At 63.4% G+C, this 22270-nt stretch carries 22 protein-coding genes and 1 riboswitch; of the genes, 13 read left to right on the top strand and 9 right to left on the bottom strand.

All coding sequences use genetic code 11. The annotated features are described in order from the left end of the window. The first annotated feature begins 74 nt into the window (after positions 1-74). The 6 genes from fic (at position 75) to RCO24_RS07845 (ending at position 8188) form a co-directional block, all read left to right on the top strand. Positions 75-1259, top strand: coding sequence for a protein adenylyltransferase Fic (fic, locus tag RCO24_RS07820; RefSeq protein WP_308961271.1), 1185 nt, complete (start codon positions 75-77; stop codon positions 1257-1259). Between the two features lie 194 nt (positions 1260-1453). Beyond that, positions 1454-4090, top strand: a complete 2637-nt coding sequence (gene leuS / locus RCO24_RS07825; RefSeq protein WP_308961273.1) for a leucine--tRNA ligase — start codon at positions 1454-1456, stop codon at positions 4088-4090. 166 nt (positions 4091-4256) lie between these two features. After that, the gene (locus tag RCO24_RS07830; RefSeq protein WP_308961275.1) at positions 4257-4772 is read left to right on the top strand and encodes an LPS assembly lipoprotein LptE; all 516 of its coding nucleotides are present in this window, start codon (positions 4257-4259) and stop codon (positions 4770-4772) included. A 158-nt stretch (positions 4773-4930) separates the two neighbouring features. Continuing rightward, positions 4931-5980: a DNA polymerase III subunit delta gene (gene holA, locus RCO24_RS07835; protein ID WP_308961277.1), complete on the top strand. Its 1050-nt coding sequence runs from the start codon at positions 4931-4933 to the stop codon at positions 5978-5980. Positions 5981-6412: 432 nt separating this feature from the next. Then, a complete protein-coding gene (locus RCO24_RS07840) occupies positions 6413-7414 on the top strand; it encodes an adenosine kinase (protein WP_308961278.1) in 1002 nt (333 codons plus the stop codon). Between the two features lie 204 nt (positions 7415-7618). Beyond that, entirely contained in the window at positions 7619-8188 is a 570-nt protein-coding gene (locus RCO24_RS07845) for a hypothetical protein (protein WP_308961279.1), read from the top strand. An 89-nt stretch (positions 8189-8277) separates the two neighbouring features. Here RCO24_RS07845 and argE read toward each other — a convergent pair whose 3' ends face one another. The 3 genes from argE to RCO24_RS07860 all read right to left on the bottom strand — a co-directional run bounded on the left by argE (position 8278) and on the right by RCO24_RS07860 (position 11220). Continuing rightward, a complete protein-coding gene (argE, locus tag RCO24_RS07850; protein ID WP_308961280.1) occupies positions 8278-9444 on the bottom strand; it encodes an acetylornithine deacetylase in 1167 nt (388 codons plus the stop codon). Positions 9445-9461: 17 nt separating this feature from the next. Next, positions 9462-9869, bottom strand: a complete 408-nt coding sequence (apaG, locus tag RCO24_RS07855) for a Co2+/Mg2+ efflux protein ApaG (RefSeq protein WP_308961281.1) — start codon at positions 9867-9869, stop codon at positions 9462-9464. Between the two features lie 121 nt (positions 9870-9990). Further along, on the bottom strand, positions 9991-11220 hold the full coding sequence (locus RCO24_RS07860) for an O-succinylhomoserine sulfhydrylase (protein WP_308961282.1): 1230 nt from the start codon (positions 11218-11220) through the stop codon (positions 9991-9993). A 100-nt stretch (positions 11221-11320) separates the two neighbouring features. Beyond that, positions 11321-11399, bottom strand: a riboswitch (SAM riboswitch). Between the two features lie 242 nt (positions 11400-11641). On the opposite strand from RCO24_RS07860, the gene RCO24_RS07865 reads away from it, so the two are divergent. Next, positions 11642-12721, top strand: a complete 1080-nt coding sequence (locus RCO24_RS07865) for a 2'-deoxycytidine 5'-triphosphate deaminase (protein ID WP_308962394.1) — start codon at positions 11642-11644, stop codon at positions 12719-12721. 28 nt (positions 12722-12749) lie between these two features. Here RCO24_RS07865 and RCO24_RS07870 read toward each other — a convergent pair whose 3' ends face one another. Next, positions 12750-13118, bottom strand: coding sequence for a metalloregulator ArsR/SmtB family transcription factor (locus tag RCO24_RS07870; RefSeq protein ID WP_308961283.1), 369 nt, complete (start codon positions 13116-13118; stop codon positions 12750-12752). Between the two features lie 135 nt (positions 13119-13253). On the opposite strand from RCO24_RS07870, the gene RCO24_RS07875 reads away from it, so the two are divergent. Then, positions 13254-14024 (top strand): SDR family oxidoreductase, encoded by a 771-nt coding sequence (locus tag RCO24_RS07875; protein WP_308961284.1) that lies wholly within the window; start codon positions 13254-13256, stop codon positions 14022-14024. Between the two features lie 148 nt (positions 14025-14172). On the opposite strand, the gene dapE is transcribed toward RCO24_RS07875, so the two are convergent. The 4 genes from dapE to dapD are packed head-to-tail and all read right to left on the bottom strand — an operon-like array spanning position 14173 to position 17421. Continuing rightward, positions 14173-15363, bottom strand: a complete 1191-nt coding sequence (dapE, locus tag RCO24_RS07880) for a succinyl-diaminopimelate desuccinylase (RefSeq protein ID WP_308961285.1) — start codon at positions 15361-15363, stop codon at positions 14173-14175. Then, positions 15360-16091 (bottom strand): hypothetical protein, encoded by a 732-nt coding sequence (locus RCO24_RS07885; protein WP_308961286.1) that lies wholly within the window; start codon positions 16089-16091, stop codon positions 15360-15362. Before RCO24_RS07885 ends, dapE begins: the two co-directional genes overlap by 4 nt. 13 nt (positions 16092-16104) lie before the next feature. Beyond that, complete coding sequence (locus RCO24_RS07890) at positions 16105-16539, bottom strand: DUF805 domain-containing protein (protein WP_308961287.1); 435 nt, start codon at positions 16537-16539, stop codon at positions 16105-16107. A gap of 3 nt (positions 16540-16542) precedes the next feature. Then, the gene (gene dapD / locus RCO24_RS07895) at positions 16543-17421 is read right to left on the bottom strand and encodes a 2,3,4,5-tetrahydropyridine-2,6-dicarboxylate N-succinyltransferase (protein WP_308961288.1); all 879 of its coding nucleotides are present in this window, start codon (positions 17419-17421) and stop codon (positions 16543-16545) included. Positions 17422-17604: 183 nt separating this feature from the next. On the opposite strand from dapD, the gene RCO24_RS07900 reads away from it, so the two are divergent. After that, positions 17605-18096, top strand: a complete 492-nt coding sequence (locus RCO24_RS07900; protein WP_308961289.1) for a hypothetical protein — start codon at positions 17605-17607, stop codon at positions 18094-18096. A gap of 55 nt (positions 18097-18151) precedes the next feature. Then, entirely contained in the window at positions 18152-18391 is a 240-nt protein-coding gene (locus RCO24_RS07905) for a hypothetical protein (RefSeq protein WP_308961290.1), read from the top strand. Between the two features lie 19 nt (positions 18392-18410). On the opposite strand, the gene RCO24_RS07910 is transcribed toward RCO24_RS07905, so the two are convergent. Then, entirely contained in the window at positions 18411-19094 is a 684-nt protein-coding gene (locus tag RCO24_RS07910) for a TlpA disulfide reductase family protein (RefSeq protein ID WP_308961291.1), read from the bottom strand. Positions 19095-19162: 68 nt separating this feature from the next. Here RCO24_RS07910 and argH point away from each other — a divergent pair, with 68 nt between their 5' ends. From argH to lysA, 3 genes are all read left to right on the top strand, one after another. After that, positions 19163-20548: an argininosuccinate lyase gene (argH, locus tag RCO24_RS07915; protein WP_308962396.1), complete on the top strand. Its 1386-nt coding sequence runs from the start codon at positions 19163-19165 to the stop codon at positions 20546-20548. Positions 20549-20629: 81 nt separating this feature from the next. Then, entirely contained in the window at positions 20630-20827 is a 198-nt protein-coding gene (locus RCO24_RS07920; RefSeq protein WP_308961292.1) for a lipoprotein, read from the top strand. Positions 20828-20976: 149 nt separating this feature from the next. After that, positions 20977-22254, top strand: coding sequence for a diaminopimelate decarboxylase (lysA, locus tag RCO24_RS07925; RefSeq protein ID WP_308961293.1), 1278 nt, complete (start codon positions 20977-20979; stop codon positions 22252-22254). Positions 22255-22270 lie beyond the last annotated feature (16 nt).

A 22270-nucleotide genomic window follows, 5' to 3' on the forward strand; every position in this document is an offset into this window, starting at 1 on the left:
TTGCTGATCTCTACGTGCACTGTTTTCTGTTTATTTAGTGCATTTCTGTCTCGACATGCCTCTAGTGAGTGCATATGGTGATGATGTGCACTAAAAACAGAATAATTAGGGTGAAAATGGCATTCAATCCCAGCATCCCCTATAACAATCTTCCCGACTTGCCGCCAGCTCAGGATATTGAATCAAAAGCCGTTTTGAGGAAATGCATCGATGCGACCCGGAAACTCGAAGGGCTACGGCAAGCGGCGCGGCTGATCCCGAACCAGGCCGTCCTGATCAATTCGATCCCGCTGCGAGAGGCGCAGGACAGCTCGGAAATCGAAAACATCGTCACGACGAACGACCGTCTTTATCGGTTCGCCAACACCGATGGGGAACACGCCGATCCGGCGACGCGGGAGATCCTTCGCTATCGGACGGCCCTGCGGAACGGGTTCGACAACCTCAAGGCACGGCCGCTGACCGTGCAGACGGCGATTGCGCTGTGCCGGACGATCAAGGACTACGATCTCGATGTGCGGGCGTTGCCCGGTACCACCATTACCAATCGCTCTAGCGGACAGGTCGTCTACACGCCGCCCGAAGGCGCCGATGTCATCCGCGCCAAGCTTTCAAACTGGGAGCAGTATCTGCATTCGGATGACGGGGTTGATCCAATCATCCGCATGGCGGTCGGCCATTATCAGTTCGAAGCCATCCATCCGTTTCCGGATGGAAATGGCCGCACCGGCCGCGCCCTCAACATTCTGTATCTGATCGACCAGAAGCTGCTCGACCTGCCTATTCTCTATCTAAGTCAGTATATTAACGGGAACAGGGAGAGCTATTACAAGCTGTTAAGCCGGGTGACGAGTGAACAGGCCTGGGAGCCCTGGATTTTGTTCATGCTCGATGCCGTCGAGCAGACGGCGCAGTGGACGACGGACAAGATCGAGGCCCTCAAGGCGCTGATGGACGACACGGTTCACTACGTGAAGGCAGCGCAATCCAAGATCTACAGTCGCGAGCTTGTTGAACTGATCTTTACGCAGCCGTACTGCAGGGTGGCCGATCTGGTTGGCGCCAATATCGCGAGCCGCAACATAGCAGCCAAATACTTGAAGGAGCTGGCGGCGGCGGGGGTGCTGGAACAGCGAAAGGAGGGGCGTGAAGTTCTCTACCTCAACACGCGGTTCCTGGATCTGCTCAAGAGCAACCAGAATGATTTCAGGCCATATCCAAACGGCAGCGTCAAAGCGCCAACGAAAGCCGAGGCATAGTTGCGATATGCCGGGATATGTCGACAAACTGCGCTTTCGGCGACATATGAGGGTAAAGATTGTCGACGGCTTCGACACGTTACGCCGGATGTGTCGCAAATTTGAGAAGCGCACGACATATCTGGCTCCCTTGACCGTACCCTCCCCTTGGGGCTCATTACCCCGCAAATTCCATTCCGAGACTTAAGAGCCCCATGGCCACCGAACGCTACAACGCGCCCGCACGAGAGAAGCACTGGCAGAAGACTTGGGAGGACGGTGAGATCTTCCGGGCCTCCGACGACCTGTCGAAGCCGAAGAGCTACGTGCTCGAGATGTTTCCGTATCCCTCCGGGCGCATCCACATGGGGCATGTGCGCAACTACGCGATGGGCGATGTGGTGGCGCGCTTCAAGCGGGCCAAGGGGTTCAACGTTCTGCATCCGATGGGGTGGGATGCATTCGGCATGCCGGCCGAAAACGCCGCCATCGAGCGCAAGACGCATCCGGCGACGTGGACTTACGCCAACATCGAGGCGATGAAGACCCAGCTCAAATCCATGGGTCTCTCGCTCGATTGGAGCCGCGAGATCGCGACCTGCAGCCCGGACTACTACCAGCACCAGCAGAAGCTGTTTCTTGATCTTTACAAGAAGGGTCTCGCCTACCGGAAGTCCTCGAAGGTCAACTGGGACCCGGTCGATCACACCGTGCTCGCCAACGAGCAGGTGATCGACGGGCGCGGCTGGCGCTCTGGCGCTCTGGTCGAGCAGCGTGAGCTGACGCAGTGGTTCTTCAAGATCACGCAATATTCGGACGAGCTGCTCGAAGCGCTCGGCACGCTCGACAAGTGGCCGGAGAAGGTGCGCCTGATGCAGGCGAACTGGATCGGCCGGTCCGAAGGCATGCTGGTGCGCTGGGCGCTGGACAAGGCGACGGCGCCGGCCGGGCATGACGAACTCGAGATCTACACGACGCGGCCGGATACGTTGTTCGGCGCGTCGTTCATGGCGATCGCGCCGGATCATCCGCTGGCGAGGGCGGCTGCCGAGAAGAACACCGAGCTGGCCGCGTTCTCCGATGAATGCCGTCGCATGGGCACGTCCGTCGCCGATCTCGAAACGGCCGAGAAGCGCGGCTTCGATACCGGCATCCGCGCCGTGCATCCGTTCGACAAGGATTGGACGATCCCGGTCTATGTCGCGAACTTCGTTCTGATGGACTACGGCACGGGTGCGATTTTCGGGTGCCCGGCCGGCGACCAGCGCGACCTCGATTTCGCGCGCAAGTACGAGCTGCCCGTCATCCCGGTGATCCTGCCGCCGGGGGCGAATGCCGATGGCTTTACGATCGGCGATACGGCCGTCGATGGCGACGGCACGATGATCAATTCCCGCTTCCTGGACGGGCTGTCGACGGACGCCGCATTCGAGGAGGCGGCCAAACGGCTCGAGGCCGCGAAGCTCGGCAAGCAGCCCGTCGGCACCCGCAAGGTGAACTACCGGTTGCGCGACTGGGGCATCTCGCGCCAGCGCTACTGGGGCTGCCCGATTCCGGTCATTCATTGCGACGACTGCGGAATCGTGCCGGTGCCGGCCAAGGATCTGCCGGTCCGGTTGCCGGACGACGCGACCTTCGACAAGCCGGGTAACCCGCTCGACCGGCATCCGACGTGGAAGCACGTCAACTGTCCGAAGTGCGCCAAGCCCGCGCGGCGCGAAACCGACACGATGGACACCTTCGTCGACAGCTCGTGGTATTTCGTGCGCTTCACGGCCCCCCACGCCGACCAGCCGGTGGATGTGGACGCCGCGAACTACTGGCTGCCGGTCGATCAATACATCGGCGGCATCGAGCACGCGATTCTGCACCTGCTCTATTCACGCTTCTTCTATCGCGCGATCTCCGATTCCGGACACGGGACCAAGAACTTGCGCGAGCCGTTCGCGGCGCTGTTCACGCAGGGCATGGTGACGCACGAGACCTACAAGTCCGAGGCGGGCACCTGGCTGCTTCCGACCGAGATCCGGTTCGAGGGCGAAGGCGACGGGCGGCGGGCGGTCGAGCTCGCTACCGGCCAGCCGGCGGTGATCGGCTCGATCGAGAAGATGTCGAAGTCCAAGAAGAACTTGGTCGATCCGGATGACATCATCGAAGGCTGGGGCGCCGATTGCGCGCGCTGGTTCATGCTGTCCGACAGCCCACCCGAGCGTGACGTGGTGTGGACGGAAGCCGGCATCCAGGGTGCCGGGCGCTTCATCCAACGCGCCTGGCGTGTGATCGACGATCTGGCCGACAAGGCGGCACCGCGCGGGACCAAGCAGCCGGCCGAGCTTTCCTCGGAAGCCGTGGACGTTCGGCGGGCGGCCCACAAGGCGACCCACGCGGTGGCGCAGAGCATCGAGGCGCTCCGGTTCAATGTCGCCGTGGCGCAGATTTACGAGTTTACCAATGTCTTGTCGGCGGCCCTCGCCAAATTCGGGGCGACCGGCAAGACCAGCGAAGACTTCGCGTGGGTGTTCCGCGAGGCCGGCGAACTATTCGTGCAGATAATCGGCCCTATGATGCCTCACCTGGGCGAGGAATGCTGGGCGCGGCTTGGATACAACACTTTGTTGGCCAATCAGCCTTGGCCGGCGGTCGAGGCGGCGTTGCTCGTTGACGATAAGATCACCATTGCCGTACAGGTGAATGGCAAGCGCCGCGACGAGCTTTTGATCGCCCGCGACGCTGCGGAAGACGAGGTCAAGGCGGCCGCCCTGAAACTCGAGCCCGTCGTACGGGCCCTCGAGGGGCGGCAACCCACGAAAATCATCGTCGTGCCGCAAAGAATTGTGAATGTCGTGGCCTAGCGCGCAATTGCGCTCTGGGTTCTTGAAGAGACCGATGATCGTGTTTCGGAGTTACGGGGTCCGAAACATTCGGGGGTCGAGAGCAGGCGGGATCATGCGTTCGAGCGTCGAGACTGGGAGCGCTTTGAACCGGGGGGCTTGCCGTCGTAAAGACGGTTGGCGTTCCGTGTCTCGGCTGTTGCTGGCTGCCGTAATCGTGGCTCCGCTGGTCGCAGGTTGCGGCAATGGCGGTTTCCGCCCGCTGTACGGTTCGACCGGGCTCGGTGGCGCGGCTGCCGATCAGAAGCTCGCGAAGGTTGCCGTCGGCACCATCCCTGGCCGCGTCGGTCAGCAGATCCGCAACGAACTCATCTTCCAGGCGACGGGCGGCGGCGGCGAAGTCCAGCAGCCGGAAATGCGTCTCGAAGTTGCCATCCGTGAAAGCGTGACCTCTACACTGGTCGCGTTGGACGGCGATTCCAGCGGCCAGGTGTTCAGCGTCGAAGCGAAATTCCAGCTCGTCCGGCTGTCGGACAAGTCTGTGGTGCTCTCCGGAATTAGCTACGGCCGAGCCAGCTTCGAACGCAACAAGTCGATCTTCTCGAACGTTCGCGCGCGTGAAGATGCCGAGGATCGCGCTGCCAAGACCGTGGGCGACGATCTCAAGGCGCGCCTCTCGGCGTACCTCGGCGGGCAGGCGTAAGCGCTATTTCCCACGCCGCATTCGGCGGGTACGTTTCTTCGCAAGCTCGGGATGCCGTTTTTCCGCTAAGTTCGCTGCGGTTTTCTGACTTGCGGCGCTCCGCGCCCGATCACGCGCTGCGGTCCTTGTAATCGTGGAAGCCCTTCAAGGCGGCTCAGATGGTTGCCATCAAAGCGCATCAAGCACAGAGCTTTCTCGCCTCTCCGGATCCCAAGATCCGCGCAGTTCTCTTTTTCGGCTCGGACTTGGGACTCGTCAGCGAGCGTGCGCAGGCGCTGGCCAAGGCCGCCGCGTTGCGCTTCGACCCCACCGGCGAACTGATCCGCCTCGACGACACGGACCTCGATAACGATCCCGACCGGCTTGCGGTCGAACTCGGCACGGTACCGATGTTCGGCGGCCCCAAGATCATCCGGACGGTGGCGAGCCGGCGCGTCAACACGGCGGCCCTGAAGTCGATCGTCGAAGGGGGCGCGCTTGAAGGCGTGCTGGTGGTGGAAGCCGGAAACCTGAAGCCGGACGACAGCCTGCGAGCGCTGTTCGAAAAGTCTCCGTTGGCGGCTGCCATTGCCTGCTATGCGGACGCAGCGCAGGACCTCGACGCGCTGGTGCGAGACATGGTTCGGGACGCAGGCGCCAAGATTTCGGCGGACGCGCGCCAGGCGCTGGTAGACCGGCTGGGCGCCGACCGGGCGCTTTCACGCGGTGAGATCGAGAAGCTTTTGCTCTATGTCGGAGCTGGCGCCGAGATCGGCGTCGAGGATGTCGAGGCGGTGGTCGGCGACGTTTCGGAGCTGGCGCTGGAGCGCATCACGTTCGCGACGGCGGCCGGGCAGGTCCAGAAGGCCGTGACGGAGTGCGGGCGGGCGGTTTCGTCCGGCGAAAGCGCTCAATCCGTCATCGCGGCCATCCAGCGGCATTTCCAGCGCCTGCATCGCGTCAGAGCGTCGATCGACCGGGGCGCAACCCTGGACGACGCCTTGCGGCAGATGCGCCCGCCTTTGCATTTCAAGCAAAAGGACGCGTTTTCGGCTCAGTGCCGGATGTGGACCACAGCCCGCTTGTCGGACGCCTTGGCGCGGATTGCCACGGCGGCCAAGGCGGCGCGGCTCGCAGGCTCGCTCGAGGAGGCCTTTTCGGAGCGCCTCGTCATGGGGCTCGCGATGATGGTGCGGGACGGCGGGGCTGCTGGCGGACGGGGTCGCTAGGTTCTTGATAAGACCGACGGTTCACGCTTCAGCCTTTTCCAGCGCTGCCGATTCACGCCGCGCCCGATAGGGGACGCGACGATCGGAGCGCGGGGCTGAAGCGATCATGGCCACTTTAGTGAGACCGATGATTCACGCTTCGGACTGGTAGGGTCCGAAGCGATCATGGTGGTCTTTTAGTGAGACCAATGATTCACGCTTCGGGCGGATAGGGCCCGAAGCGATCATGGTCTGGACTTTTGGATGAGTGCCGGTCTCGTGCGGAGCGCGTTGCGCGGCCGGTTGCGACGACTATAGTGCGCGCATTCTCGAGGTGTTCCGCTTTGAGCGGGATCTGCGGAACACCTCTAGTTCTTTGTCTTTTCGTGCTTCTTGTCGAAAAACCGGTTCCCACTTTTCCGGAAGCATTCTGACACACGGGGGAGAGTTAACATGCCAGGCACGCAATTCGATGTGGTCGCGATCGGCAATGCGATCGTCGATATCATCGGCCGCTGCGACGATGCCTTCCTCGAGCGTCACGGCGCGCCCAAGGGGCACATGCGGCTCGTGGATACCGCCACCATCGGCTCGATCTACGGGTCGATGGGGCCTGCCATCGAGATTTCGGGCGGATCCGCGGCGAATACCGCCGCCGGGATCGCATCGCTCGGCGGCCGGGGCGCCTTCATCGGTAAAGTGGCCGAGGACGAGTTCGGACGCATTTTCCGCCACGACATCCGCGCAGCGGGCGTCGCGTTCAATACCCCTGCGGTGGCGGACAGCAGCCAAGGAACCTCGCGCTCGCTGATCCTGGTGACGCCTGACGGCCAGCGGACGATGAACACGTTCCTCGGCATCAGCACCGACCTCGATCAGGGCGAGGTCGACCCAGCCGTCATTCAGGCGGCAAACATTGTTTATCTCGAGGGCTACCTGTTCGACCGCGACGAGGCGAAGGCGGCGTTCCGCCAGGCGGTCGATATCGCCAACAAGGCCGGTCGGCAGGTGGCGCTGACGCTTTCCGACTCCTTCTGCGTGAACCGGCACCGGGACGAGTTCCTGGCGCTGATCCGGTCTGGTATCGGCATTCTGTTTGCCAACGAGGGCGAGATTCTTTCGCTCTATGAGACGACCAGCTTCGACGAGGCAGTGAAGCGCGTGGGCCAGGATACGCGGCTCGCGGTGTTGACCCGGAGCGAGAAGGGCTCGGTGATCGTGTCCGAGGGGGAGAGCATCACGGTTGCAGCGGATCCGGTGCGGAAGGTCATCGATACGACGGGCGCGGGCGATCTCTATGCGGCGGGCTTCCTGTTCGGGGTGGCGCGCGGCTACGACCTTTCGGTGGCTGGGCAACTCGGCAGCTTCGCGGCTGCGGAAATCATCGGACAGATGGGCGCCAGGCCGGAAGTGAAGCTCTCGCATCTGGCGCGTATGCGCGGGCTCATCGGGTGAAATTCGAAAAAGCCGAAGCTCAAACTTCGGTTTTGAGCACTACCTGTTTCGTTCTATTGATATGCAAGTTATGGAATCATTTTCGCAACAATTGTAAGCGGAACGCTGCTTATCATTGGAACGGCTTGATTATTCTTCTTGGCAAATCGGGCGGATGATCCGCAAGATTCCATCCATCGAATCGTAGATGGATGGATCGCCCGCATGCCTTCCGACTATGCCCGCCGCGGCCGACCCAGAGGGAGCGGCCTCGACGACCGAGGTCAGCTTCGCCGGATCGTCGAGCTGCTCGAGGCCGACCCCAATCTCAAACCGACGACCGCGATCAAGGCGATCGGTGTTTCCGATCCGTCGACCATCCGCCGTCTCAGGGACAAACTCAAATCTCCGGAGCATATGGTCGGGCCTAGTCCGGGCGCCGACCGGGGCTCCGCGTTCCAGCCCTCGCCGCTCCTGGTCGAGGCTCTCTCTTCGGCTCCGGCTTCAAAGCCTTCAGCCCGCCGGCAGGATCTGCCGTCGGCTGGTTTCGGCGAGGTTGCCTTGGCCGAGGTTCCTTCGCGTGTTGCGTCCGATGCTCAGTTTTCCTGGTTTGCACGGTGGTGCGCACTTGGCCTTTCCGCGATGTCGACGACTGTCGAAGCGCAGATGGCCCTCATGGACGAGCTACTCCGGGTTCCTCAGGTTGAGTCTGCGTTGCGTCATCAGCTCAAGTGCAACGAAGTGGCGAAAGCGTTCTGTCCCAAGCGTTCGGATATCCGAAACACTCTTCACTGATCATTGCCTAGAACCAACACGAACTTCAGGCCGCACCCCAAGCGGCCTTTTTTCATGCCTAAAGGCCTACGAGCACGTGGCCCGCGAGATCAGGCTTCTGCCCAATCGGCGAGCCGGCCGAGGAAGGCGACGCAGCGTTCGATTTCGGTGATGGCGATCCACTCGTCGGCGGTGTGGGCTTGGGCGATATCGCCGGGGCCGCAGACGACGGCGGGGACGCCGGCGCCCTGGAACAGGCCCGCTTCAGTGGCGTAGGAAACGGCGCCGGTTTCGTTCTGCCCCGCGAGCTTCAGCGCCAGCGAGACAACCTCGGATGTTTTGTCGGCGCCGAAGGGCGGGACGCGATTTCCCTGCCGGATCACGATGTCGGCTTCGGGCGCCAAGCGGCGCATCTCCGGCAGGCACTCGCTTTCGGCGAAGGCGGCGAGGCGCTTTTCGATGGCATCGACATCGAGCCCTGGCATGGCGCGCACTTCGAAGCCGAAGTTCACAATTGCAGGCACGATGTTGGCTGCAATGCCGCCCTCGATCTCCGTCACCTGCAGCGTCGGATAGGGTGGCGTAAAACGCGGATCAGGCGGCAGGCGTGACAGCTCGGCTTCGATAGCGCCAAGCTCGCCGATGAGGCGCGCGGCAACCGAGATCGCATTGACGCCAAGATGCGCCATGCTCGAATGGGCGGCGCGGCCGGTGATCTCGACATGCCAGCGCACCGGGCCCTTGTGAGCATCGACGACGGTCATCGATGTCGGTTCGCCGACGATGACCGCGCGCGGTTTCGCAAGGCGGTCGCCGAGTTCTGCGATCATCGGGCGGACGCCCGTGCATCCGGTTTCCTCGTCGTACGAGAAGACGATGTGGACGGGGACTTTGAGGGTGCGGCGCTTGAATTCCGGAACCGTCGCCAGAACGCAGGCGAGGTAGCCTTTCATGTCGGCGGTGCCGCGTCCGTAAAGCCGGCCGTTCTCCTCGCGCACCGTGAAGGGATCGCTGGTCCAGGCTGCGGGATCGGAGGGCACGACATCGGTGTGCCCTGACAGGCCGATGCCGGGCACGTCTTCAGGTCCGATGGTTGCGAACAGTGAGGCCTTCAGGCCGTCCTCGGTCGGGACCAGTTGCGAGGTGATGCCGTGACCGGCGAGGTAAGCCTCGACGAAGCTGATGAGCTCGCGGTTGGATTTGTGGCTCGTGGTATCGAACGAGACGAGCTGGCGCAAAAGGTCGATCGCGGATGTGGTGGCTTGGGCTTTCGGCATAGCGGGTGTTTGCGCTTTCAGTTCACGCTGCGCGTCGCGTAGGGGCTATCGAGCGAGAAGGCGGGAATGGCGACGTCGAACAGTCTCCCGCTCTCGTCGGTCATCTGGTAGCTGCCGACCATGATGCCCGACGGGGTCGAGAGCGGGCAGCCGGAGGAGTAGGTGAACGACTGGCCGGGCGGAATGACCGGTGTCTGGCCGACGACGCCGGGGCCGCGGACCTCATCGGTTTTTCCGCGGGCGTCGGTGATGCGCCAAACCCGGGTTTTGAGCTGGATCGTGTGTTCGCTCTCGTTGGCGATCTCGATCGTGTAGATCCAGAAGAAATAGCCTTCGTCGGGGGTCGACTGATCGTCCGAATATTCCGGCGTCACCCGTATCCGAATGCTATCCGTCACCTGCTCGTATGGTACTTCGTCAGTCACAAGACGACCTGTGTTCCGTTTCGGCTCTGCCATACCACGGCCGGGCGCGCCGTCTCAATAATATGACACCTGCGCCGGCTCGCGTCTTCGGTGCAGGTGTCTTCTCTTGCAACCCGATTGCTCAGGCTTTGGCTGCCGCGACGGCGATTTCGAGGTCGGCCGCAAGGTCGTCGGCGTTCTCGAGCCCGACAGAAAGACGCAACATGCCGTCGGTAATGCCGAGCTCGGCGCGTGCCTCCGGTCCGATGCGATAGTGGGTGGTCGTCGCGGGGTGGGTGATGATGCTCTTCGCGTCACCTAAGTTGTTGGAGATCTTTATGATCTTGAGCGCGTTCTGAAGGCGGAACGCAGCTTCCTTGCCGCCCTCGACCTCGAACGCGATCATCTGGCCGCCGCCGGTCATCTGCTTCTTTACGATCGCGGCCTGGGGGTGGTCGGCGCGTCCGCAGTAGATCACGCGGGAGACGCCGGGCAATCCCGCGAGATGGTCGGCGAGCCTGGCCGCCGTCGCGCTCTGCGCGTTGACGCGGAGCGGAAGCGTTTCGAGACCCTTGAGCATGACCCACGCGTTGAACGGCGAGAGTGACGGGCCGGTCTGGCGGATGAAGTCCTGCAGGTGGTCGGTCAGGAACTTGTTCGAGCACAGCACCGCGCCGCCGAGGCAGCGACCCTGGCCATCGATATGCTTGGTGGCGGAGTAGACGACAACATCGGCGCCGTGCTTCAGCGGACGCTGCAGCATCGGGGTTGCGAACACGTTGTCGACGACGGTGGTGATGCCGTGTTTCTTGCCGATGTCGGTGACGGCCTTGATGTCGACGAGGTCGAGGGTCGGATTGGCGGGCGTCTCGAAAAAGAATGCCTTGGTGTTGGGTTTGACCGCGGCCTTCCAGGCTTCGATATCGCGGCCGTCAATCAGCGTCATCGCGATGCCGAAGCGCGGGCACAGCGTCTCGACGATGTAGCGGCAGGAGCCGAACATGGCGCGGGCGGCAACGATGTGATCGCCGGCCTTCAGGAACGACAAGAGGCCGGCGGTGACGGCGGCCATACCGGTTGCGGTGGCGCGGGCGACCTCGGCGCCTTCGAGCAGGCGAATACGCTCCTCGAACATCGCGACGGTGGGGTTTGCAAAGCGCGAATACTGGAAGCCTGGGTCTTCGTTCTTGAAGCGGGCCTCGGCCTGCTCGGCGGAATGATAGACAAAGCCCTGGGTCAGAAAGAGGGCTTCGGAGGTCTCGCCGAATTGCGAGCGCAGCACGCCGCCGTGGACGAGCTGCGTTTCTGGGCTCCAGCTCTCGGGATCGGCGGAGATGGTCGTCTTCTGTTTAGCCGTCTTCTCTTTAGACATTGGGGAGTCCTTCGCGCGTCGCGAGCCCGGGTCAGCTCGCCGAAAACAAGAAACCCGGCCGTCTGCCCCGCTGCCATGAGCCAGGGCGGACCAGTTGCCGGGTCGCGCGCATGGGCCCTTTTTAGCGAGTTATTTAACGTGGCTGCAAGCCGGCCGGCCAAATCACCACGATCGCGAACCCCATTGAAGCCTGCGATAAGACCGGGATTAGACCCTCCGGGCTCTTGGCGTCAAGGGGCGCTTCGTCTAGAGCGTGCGTGACGCACGCTCTATGTTTCGGCTTTAGACCGATGATTCACGCGCCGGATTGATGGGATCCGGCGCGATCATGGTCTAGAGCGTGCGTTGGACAGGAGTTAACGCGATGCCGCAAGACCAGCAAAACGCAGGGTTGGAACCGGATTCGCCGCTCGGCGTGGGGATGCCCGAGGGCATCTTTCCGGTGCAGGCGATCCGTGCGCTGGTTTCGGCGGGCGGGCTCAAGGCCTCCGAAGCGTTCGGGCCAGGGCAAATTCAGCCGGCGAGCGTCGATCTTCGGTTGGGGCCGCGCGCCTATCGGGTGCGGGCGAGCTTTCTGCCGGGGCCAGGCGGGACGGTTGCCGAGCGGCTTGCTGATCTCAAGCTGCACGAGTTCGACATCGCGGGCGGCGCTGTGCTTGAAACCGGCTGCGTCTACGTGGTGCCGCTGCTTGAAAGCCTGGCGCTGCCGGATGCCATCGCGGCGTCGGCCAATCCCAAAAGCTCGACCGGACGGCTCGACGTGTTCACACGCGTGATCGCGGATGGCGTTTCGGCGTTCGATCTCATTCCGGCGGGATACAAAGGCCCGCTCTACGCCGAGATCTGTCCGCAAACATTCCCGATCGTCGTGCGCAAGGGCTCGAAGCTCTCGCAGTTGCGCTTCCGGCATGGCGATCCGCGCGAGACGGACGACGGATTGGTGCGGTTGCAGGCGGCGGAGACGCTGGTTTCTGGCGCCACGGCGGACATCCGCGACGGCATCGCGCTTTCGGTCGATCTCGCAGGGGATGCCTCGGGGCTGGTCGGTTATCGCGCGAAGAAGCACACGGGCGTGGTCGACGTCGATGCGCCGGGCGCGTGCGCCGTTGCGGATTACTGGGAGCCGGTGCGGGCCGACAGCAAGCGGCGGCTCATTCTCGATCCCGACCAGTTCTACATTCTGGCCTCTAAGGAGGCCGTACACATCCCGCCGACGCACGCGGCTGAGATGATGCCGTTCAATCCGCTGGTCGGCGAATTCCGCGTGCACTACGCGGGGTTCATGGATCCCGGCTTCGGGCATTCGGCGGCGGGCGGCAGCGGCTCGCGCGTGGTGCTCGAAGTGCGTTCGCACACTGTGCCGTTCATTCTAGAGGACGGGCAGATTGTCGGGCGGCTCGTCTACGAGCGCATGATGGAAGTACCTGAGGTGCTTTACGGGCGCGAGCTCGGCAGCAATTACCAGGCCCAGGGGCTGAAGCTCTCGAAGCATTTCAAGTAAGGCTTCATCTCAGCGCGTCGGGTTGTTTCTAGCCGCCGCGTTTTGCGGCGTCAGGGCATTCGAGTGGCTTGGCGGCTTTCAGGATCGTCGAGACCACGCCCGGAAACTTCGCCTCGATCTCGTCCAGGCGCAGTACGTTCACGACCTCGGTGCCGCGGCGCTCGGAGTGCACGAGCCCCGCTTCCCGCAAAATCTGAAAATGATGGGACTGCGTCGACTTCGGCAGATGCGCGGGGGCGGCCGTCGAGCAGTTCAGCGGGCAATCTCCGGTCGCCAGGCGTCGCACGATCTCGAGGCGCACGGGGTCGGCGAGCGCGTAGAGGATGCTCTCCAGACGCAGCGTCTCGGACGGGGGATGTAAGAATGGTCTCTGCACGCCAAGGAATATGGCGCGCACTCCTTAAAATTCAATAGTTCAATAGTCTTGAACTTCGGAATCTCCGTTCTTATCTGCCCGTCAGCCGGGGCCAAGGTGGTGGTCGGCGCTACCGGGGTTGCTGACTATGCAGATGAAAAATACGGAGAAATCCCAATGGCACGTCCCCTTGAAGGCAAGATTGCGCTGGTTACGGGTGGCAGCCGCGGCATTGGCCGGGCGATCGCGGAACGTTTGGCCGCTGACGGCGCGCTGGTCGCGGTCCACTACGGAAAGAACAAGTCTTCGGCCGAAGAGGTCGTTTCGGCGATCACCACAGCGGGTGGCAATGCGTTCGCCGTCGGGGCAGACCTCGCCGCCAAGGATGGCGTGAGGACGCTTTACGCCGCCTTCGACAAGGAGCTTCAGGCCCGTACTGGCGCGACCAAGTTCGACATCCTCGTCAACAACGCCGGCATCGCGCCGTTCGTCAGCTTCGCCGAGACGACGGAGGAGGTGATCGACGAGATCTATGCGGTGAACGTGAGGGCGCCATTTTTTGCTTCGCAGGAGGCCGCCAAACGTCTCCGCGATGACGGTCGCATCGTGTTCATTTCGAGTGGTGTCGTCCGCACGCCGCTTCCGGACGTGGCCGCTTACTCCGCGCTCAAGGCGCCGATCGACAATCTCGTCAAGACGCTGGGTGTCGTGCTCGGGCCGCGTGCAATTACGGTCAATGCGGTAGCACCTGGCGTCATCGAAACAGACATGGCGTCGTTCGTGCGTGATCCCAATGCTGCCGAAGGCATCAAGGCCAAACAGGCGTTGAAGCGGATCGGCCAGGCCAAGGACATCGCGGACGTTGTGGGATTCCTTGCCAGTTCCGACTCGCGCTGGGTGACGGGTCAGGTGGTCGAGGCTTCGGGCGGATCGGCGCTGACGTTCTAGTTTTAGCGTCCCGGTTTCCTTTCCGGGGTGACGGAATGAAAGCGGCTTGCCATCGCCCCCCTGTCACAGGCGAGCTGCCAAATAGACCAATGAGAAACGCCTCGGACTGGTGAGGTCCGAGGCGATCATGGTCTCTCCCTGCAATCCGTCACCCCGGCTTTTTTAAATAGTCGGTGAGGAAGCGTTCGTAGATCGCAGTCAGCTTTTCGAGGTCGGCGAGTGAGACATGCTCGTCGATAGCGTGGATGGTCTTGTTGACGAGGCCGAACTCCACCACCGGGCAGAGATCCTTGATGAAACGCGCGTCCGACGTGCCGCCGCCGGTGGTGAGCGCGGGCGTGCGGCCGGTTTCCGCTTCGATCGCTGCCGTGAGTGTTTCGACGAGCGCGCTTGATCCCGTGAGAGATGGACTGGTCAGGAAGACATCGCCGGTCCCGGCAAATTCGAGATCGTAACGCGCGCCGATGGTGGCGGCCGCGGCGGCGCACTGCTCGCGCACCCAGGCTTCGATGGTCGGGCGGCGCCAGGTGTCGTTGTAGCGAATGTTGAACGTGGCGCGGGCTTCGGCCGGAATGACATTGGCCGCGCGGTTCGGCACCGACAGCACGGTCACTTGCAAATTCGAGGCTTCGAAGTGCTCGGTACCGCGGTCGATCTCGGTCGAGGAGAGGCGATCAAGGATGCGCGCGAGCTTCGGCACCGGATTGTCGGCTTTCTGCGGATAGGCGGCGTGGCCCTGCTTGCCGTGGACGACGATCTCGGCGGTCAGCGAACCGCGACGGCCGATCTTGATCTCGTCGCCGAGTGCGTTCGGGTTCGAGGGCTCGCCGACAATGCAGGCGCTGACCTTCTCCCCGCGAGCGCGCAGCCAATCGAGCACCTTCATGGTGCCGTTGATGGAAGGGCCTTCTTCGTCGCCGGTGATCAGGAACGAGATCGATCCGTTCAGCTTGCCGTCGGCGCTTGCGAGATTGCGGAGCGCGGCTGAAGCGAAGCAGGCAACACCGCCCTTCATGTCGACGGCGCCGCGGCCATAGAGAATGCCGTCGCGGATCTCGCCGCCGAACGGCGGAAAGCTCCAGGCTTCGAGATTGCCGGGCGGGACGACATCGGTATGGCCCGCGAAACAGATGTGCGGCTCGCCGACGCCGATGCGTGCGTAAAGGTTTTCGACGTCGGGCGTGCCCGGCTCGCTGAATGTCATGCGGTAGCACGTGAAACCGGCCGGTCCGAGCACGCTTTCGAGCAGCGTCAGCGCGCCGCCTTCGTCGGGTGTCACGCTCTCGCAGCGGATCAGCGCCTGGGTCAGCGCGACGGGGTTTTTCGGATCGAGGGTCATGGGGTCGCTTTCGGTCCAAGAGCATCGCTCGCGGGGCGCGTCGGCATGCGCTCCTGGATCAGCTCGATCTTCTGCCAGATCTTCTGGCTCAAGTGTGCGGTCAGCCGCTCGATGTCGCCCACGGCATCGACGATCGCGAGGTCGTGGATCTTGTCGGCGTAGAGGGCAGCGACCTTGCTCGCGAGCGACAACAGCTCCGAACTGTAGCCGAGGTAGCGCAACAGCTCGTGGGGCGTCATGCGCCGGTCGGGCGACGAGGTCGTGCGCGGCGCCCCGAAGGCCGAAGGGTCCTTGGTGAGCTGGTGCATGTCGATGACGTGAATGATCGAGCGCAGCTCATGCAGGCCTTTCATGGCGCGGTCGCGCCGCCAGCGGCCTTCGAACGTCGACAGATAGAGAGCGCCGCCGCCCAGCACGATCAGAAGGCTCGTGGCCGAGTCGATGCCCTGCATTATGTTGGTCAGCTCGGTCGAGGTCTCGAGATCGTGTGCGAGCCAGACCAGCCAAGCGAGAAACGCCACGCCGCTGAAGAGGATCAGCGCGATGATCGAGCGCAAGGTGTAGTTGGGTTTGGTCAAGGCGTCGGCGCGTGCCGAGGTCAGGCGCGCGACCTCGGTCAGCTGGTGGCCGACTTTCTCAAGGCCCGAATTCGGAAAGCGTTCGTGGATACGGCGCACGAGCGTTTCCAACGTGGCGATGATCTTATCGGGATCGAGGCTGTGGAACATGGCGGGGACGGTGCTACGCGTTTGTGGCCGGTTCGGGTCGACCGGAAACCAGACGTGAGGCGCCAACGCCGAGATCGACGATCGCCCACACCAGCAGTCCGTAACCAACGATGTAGCATAGAAGCGTGGGGAGGCCTTGCCCATTCGAGACCAGATCCCCGGTCCGGATGATGGCCGGCGGAACGACGAGGTACGGTAGCGCCAGCCAGGGCGGTCGGCCGCGGTCCCGCAGGCGCTTGCGCGCCAACAGAAGCGCGCCGGCGATGAAAGTCACGCCGGCGACGTAGAACAGGGCGAGCTCAAGCGAGGTGGCGCCCTGAGTGCGCAACATGCCACTCGCGCCGATCAGCAACGGCACGACGACGGCCAGGAGGCAGGCCACTCCGATCCAGAACTGGCGCCGATCGATCGGCGCCGTCATGTGGAGCAGAGGCCCTGCGCTCGGCATGGATCAATCCCGGAGCAACTCGTTGATCGAGGTCTTGGAGCGGGTTTTCTCGTCGACGCGCTTGACGATCACTGCGCAGTAAAGGTTCGGGCCCGGCTCGCCGTTCGGAAGCGGCTTTCCAGGCATCGAGCCCGAAACGACGACGGAATAGGGCGGCACCTTGCCGAAGTGCTTTTCGCCGGTGGCGCGGTCGATGATGGTCGTCGAGGCGCCGAGGTAGACGCCCATCGACAGCACCGAGCCTTCGCCTACGAGCACGCCTTCAGCCACTTCGGCGCGGGCGCCGATGAAGCAGTTGTCCTCGATGATGACGGGGCCGGCCTGCAACGGCTCCAGCACGCCGCCGATGCCGGCGCCGCCCGAGATGTGGCAGTTCTTGCCGATCTGCGCGCAACTGCCGACGGTGGCCCAGGTGTCGACCATGGTGCCGCTCTCGACGCGGGCGCCGAGGTTCACGAACGACGGCAGCAGAACGACGCCGGGGGCGATGTAGGCCGAGCGGCGCACGACGGCACCCGGCAGCACGCGGAAGCCGCCCTTCTTGAAATCGTCTTCGGTCCAGCCCTCGAACTTGGGCGGCACCTTGTCCCAATAGAATGAGCCTGCCGGGCCGCCGGCGATCAGGCCCATATCGGACAGCCGGAACGACAGCAGAACGGCCTTCTTGAGCCACTGGTTGACGACCCACTCGCCGCCCTGCTTCTCGGCAACGCGGGCTTCGCCCTTGTCGAGGAGGTTGAGCGCGGTTTCGACGGCGTCGCGAACCGAACCCTTGGTTGCGGCGGTCACGCTGTCGCGGGTTTCCCAGGCGGCTTCGATCGTCTTCTGCAGGTCGCTCATGCTCGTTCTTGCCCCATTTCTTGGCGTCTCGCGGGCGTTCATGGGCGCTTCACCGGGGGTCTGTCAATGCCGGAGCAGCCTCCGCATTTTTCCCTACCGGCGGCCATCGCGGCAAACTCGGTGTTAACGCAAATGCGCTAATTTTAAAGAACGGCGGCGCCCGAACGATGTGGCAGGCGCTCCGTGCACGTGCGTTGTGTGTAATGCGTATGCGGGAGGTTCGGCGTGCTTGGAACCCAGGAACTCGGCGCTAAAGGCGCGGGTAACGTTGTGACGGCTGGTCCGTGGTTGGCGCGCGACAGCTATGTAGCCGAAACGGCGGTGTTGCTGGACAGGCTGTCCGCGAAGATCGAGCGGCTCGAGCGCCGGGAAGAGGCGCTGCATGCCAAGGTCGCGGATCTGATCGAGCATACCCAGCAGAGCGGCCGGTTGCAGGCTCTCGCGGAAAGCCTCAGAAATTCAAGAGATTACAAGCTGGATGAAACGGTCCGGTTGATAAAGGAGCTGCGCGGCCGGATCGACGCCATCGAAGGCCCGCGCTCGGACTATGCAGTTCTTACGCATCGCTCGTTCGTCGCGATCGACCGGAAATTCGCCGAACTTGCGGCCCAGCAAGCGAAGCCGTTCCGGATCGCGGGATGGCAGCGGTTCGCAGGCTGCGTTGCGGTTGCGTGCGCCGTCGGCGTGCTCGCCACCATGACGTTGCGCTTCATTTGAGACCAGAGCGTTGGCTGTCCCTGGGGCCGCCGACGCGACAATCGAGAGTTTAGATATGCCGGTTGACGGAGTTACGGTCGTGCGCGCCGCGCCGGAAGCGACGGATCAAGACTATCAAGTCTTCATCGAGGATCTGGTGCGCGACGCGCGGTTCGACGCACCGGTCAACACCGACCTGTCTCCGGAAAGCGTCATGCTGCGCGCGGTGCTGGTGCAGGAGAAATTGGGCCAGCAGCCGCTCAATGTCGCCAACTCGCGGCCGTCGGTTCTTCGCCGTCTCGAAGACCAAGACTAGAGCGCGACCGGATAGCCCATCATTGGGTCGTCGAAGGCGCACCTGCGTCGGGGCCAGACGCGCCGAGCGCCTCCTTGATGAGGCTTTTTGCAGCCTCCGAATCCCATTCCGCCGGGCCCGGCAGTCGGCCGATCTCGCGGCCTTCGGCGTCGATCAAGATCGTCGTCGGCATGCCGACAGCCTTCAAGGCCGAGCCGCTGCGGGTGGTCGGGTCAGCGTAGAGCTTGAGGGCCTTCACCCCGATATCGTTCAGGAATTTCCTGGCGGCTTCGGCTCCGGTGCGGTCTACGGCCAAGGCTACGACCTCGAACTTGTCGGAGCCCAGCTCGGCCTGCAGGCGGTCCAAGGACGGCATTTCGTGGCGGCAGGGCGCGCACCAGGTCGCCCAAAGGTTAAGAAGGATGGTCTTGCCGTGGAAGTCCTTAAGGGTTCGGGCGGTGCCGGTTTCATCGGTGAAGTTCACCTCGCCCAAGGGTTCGGGGGTCTTCTTGAAGACGAAGGCTGGCAGGCCCGGGGCCTGGCGCCTGGAGGCAGCTTCGGCATTTTCCGCCGGCGCAGCCCCGGTTTGGGTCATGCCGTTGTTGTCAGGCTGGCCTAGCGTGCCGTATACCGCCGCAAAGCCGACAACGGCCGCGAGGGCGGCCAGGGCAGTGACGGCCGCGTAGCTTTTCCGAGGTGCGCCGGGCGGGTTGCCGTCGTTCATGACCATTTCTTCCGATCCTCAGGGTCTTGCGGAGGGCCCGTTCCGTGACAGAGAAAAACGCCAACAAGATGTGGGGCGGCCGCTTTGCCGCTTCGCCCGCCGAGATCATGGAGGAGATAAATGTCTCCATCTCCTTCGACAAGGCTTTGGCGCCTCAAGATATCCGTGGCTCGAAAGCGCATGCGGCCATGCTCGGCGAGACCGGCATCATCACCAAGAGCGATGCGCGCGAGATCCTGCGCGGGCTAGACCAGGTGGCGGCCGAGATCGAGGGCGGCGATTTCGAGTTCTCGCGCGCGCTCGAAGACGTTCACATGAACGTCGAGAGCCGCCTCAAGGAGCTCATCGGTGTCCCGGCGGGGCGGCTGCATACGGCACGCTCGCGCAACGACCAGGTGGCGACGGATTTCCGGCTGTTCGTACGGGACGCGACCGACGGCATCATCGCGGCGATCGGCGGACTGCAGGCGGTACTCGTCGAAAAGGCGGAAGCCCACGCAGCGACCGTGATGCCGGGCTTCACTCATCTTCAGCCGGCGCAGCCGGTAACGTTCGGCCATCATCTCCTGGCCTATGTCGAGATGCTGGGCCGCGACCGGGGCCGCTTCATCGACGCGCGCCGCCGGCTCAACGAATGCCCGCTCGGCTCGGCGGCGCTGGCCGGAACCTCGTTCCCGATCGACCGCAACAAGACAGCGGAAGTGCTCGGCTTCGACAGGCCGATGGCCAATTCGCTCGACGGCGTGGCGGACCGCGATTTCGCGCTCGAAGTGCTGGCGGCGGCTTCGATCACGGCCGTGCATCTCTCGCGTTTTGCCGAGGAGATCGTGATCTGGATGACGCCCCAGTTCGGCTTCATCACGCTGTCCGACCGCTTCACCACCGGCTCCTCGATCATGCCGCAGAAGCGCAACCCGGATGCGGCGGAGCTGGTGCGGGCCAAGGTCGGGCGGATAGCCGGGTCATTCCAGGGCCTCCTGATGGTCATGAAGGGGCTGCCGCTCGCCTATTCCAAGGACATGCAGGAGGACAAGGAGGCGACGTTCGATGCGCTCGCCTCGCTGCGCCTCGCGCTTGCCGCCATGACGGGGATGGTCGGGGACCTGGAGCCGGTCAAGGAAGCCATGCGGGCGGCCGCCGGACGGGGCTATTCCACGGCTACCGACCTTGCCGACTGGCTGGTGCGGGAGCTCAAGATGCCGTTCCGGGACGCCCACCACGTCACGGGATCGATCGTCAAGGCGGCCGAGGACCGGGGCTTGGAGCTCGAAAAAGTGCCGCTGGAGGTCATGCAGGCTATCGAGCCGCGCATCTCGAACGGCGTTTATTCTGTCCTTTCGGTGGAGAATTCCGTAAAGTCTCGCAAGAGCTATGGGGGAACTTCGCCACAGAACGTCGCGAAAATGGCGCGGGCATGGGCTCGGCGCTTGGAAAAGGATGGCGGGGGGCGCTAAAATCCGCCCGCATATGCCACTAATCCTTTCGCGGTGCGGCGCAGTCGTCGCACGCGGGACCGAATGGGCGGGATCGAGATGATGAGTTGGGTTCGCGCTTTTCTGGCTGTTTCCGCCTTGGCGTTCGCGCTGAGCGGATGCGGTTTGCGCGGCGGTCTCGAAACGCCTCCTGAGGCGAAAGCCGATGCCACGGCCGAGGCGCAGTCCGGCCAGGGCAAGCCCGAGGGCGCCGCTCCCAAGCCGCACAAGAGTTCGGTTCTCGACGGACTGATCCGTTAGTCCGCTCCGATAGCGGGGGCATTCTCGCCGGGATGACCTGTTCCCTCTTCCGCTGAAGCCTTCTCTACCGTTATAGCTCCGGTCGAAATTTCCATTTCGGGCGCCTGAAGCGTATTCAGGAGCTGAACTCTCCGGACGCAACGGCTCCCATGCACCACTTCAGCTACAAAGGCGGCGTGCTTCACGCCGAGGACGTCAGCCTCGCCCGGCTCGCCTCCGAGGTCGGCACGCCGTTCTATTGCTATTCGACCGCAACCCTCGAACGGCACTATCGTGTGCTCGATCAGGCTTTCGCGGGGCAGGATGCCGTCATCTGCTTTGCGGTGAAGGCCAATTCCAACCAGGCCGTGCTGGCGACGCTCGCGCGGCTGGGTGCGGGCATGGACGTGGTGTCGGAGGGTGAACTGCGCCGCGCGCGGGCGGCAGGCGTTGCGGCCGACAAGATCATTTTCGCTGGCGTCGGCAAGTCGCGCGAGGAGATGGCTTACGCGCTCCGCGAGGGCATTTTCAGCTTCAATGTCGAGAGCGAGCCCGAGCTGGCGGCGCTTTCCGAAGTGGCGGCGGGGCTCGGCGTGCGGGCGCGGGTCGCAGTGCGCGTCAATCCGGACGTGGATGCCAAGACGCACGCCAAGATCTCGACGGGTAAGTCCGAGAACAAGTTCGGCGTTCCCTATCTCAAGGCGGTTGAGCTCTACGGAGAGGCGCGCCGCCTGCCTGCCCTCGATATCCAGGGCATCCATATGCACATCGGCAGCCAGATCACGGATCTGAAGCCGTTCCGCGACGCGTTCCGGTTGTTGCGCGATCTCGCCCTCGAACTCAGGCGCGAGGGCCACGCGATCCATCATCTCGATATCGGGGGCGGTCTCGGCGTGCCGTATCGCGGCTCCAACGAGATGCCGCCGCACCCGGACGAGTACGCCGCGCTGGTCAAGGCGAGCTTGGGCGATCTCGACGCGAAGATCTACCTGGAGCCGGGCCGCATGATCTCAGGCAATGCCGGGATCCTCGTTACCCGCGCGCTCTACGTGAAAGAGGGGGCGGGCAAGCGCTTCACGATCGTCGACGGGGCGATGAACGATCTCATCCGGCCTACCCTTTACGAGGCCTATCACGAGGTGTGGCCGGTGGAGGAAGCGCGCGGCGCGGAGCCAACGGTTTTGCAGGATATCGTGGGACCGGTCTGTGAGACCGGCGATTATCTCGCCTTGGAGCGCAAGCTGCCGCCGTTCGAGCCGGGCGATCTCATGGCGGTGATGACGGCCGGCGCCTATGGCGCGGTGATGTCGTCGACTTACAACACGCGCTTGCTGGTGCCGGAAGTTCTCGTCAACGGAGACACTTACGCCGTTGTGCGGCCGCGGCCGAGCTACGACGAGCTGATCGGCCTCGACAAGTTGCCGCCGTGGCTCGAACCCCAGGGTTGAGCTTTCGGCTGTTCCC

The sequence above is a fragment of the Hyphomicrobium sp. LHD-15 genome, assembly GCF_031157355.1.
Classification (GTDB): Bacteria; Pseudomonadota; Alphaproteobacteria; order Rhizobiales; family Hyphomicrobiaceae; genus Hyphomicrobium_C.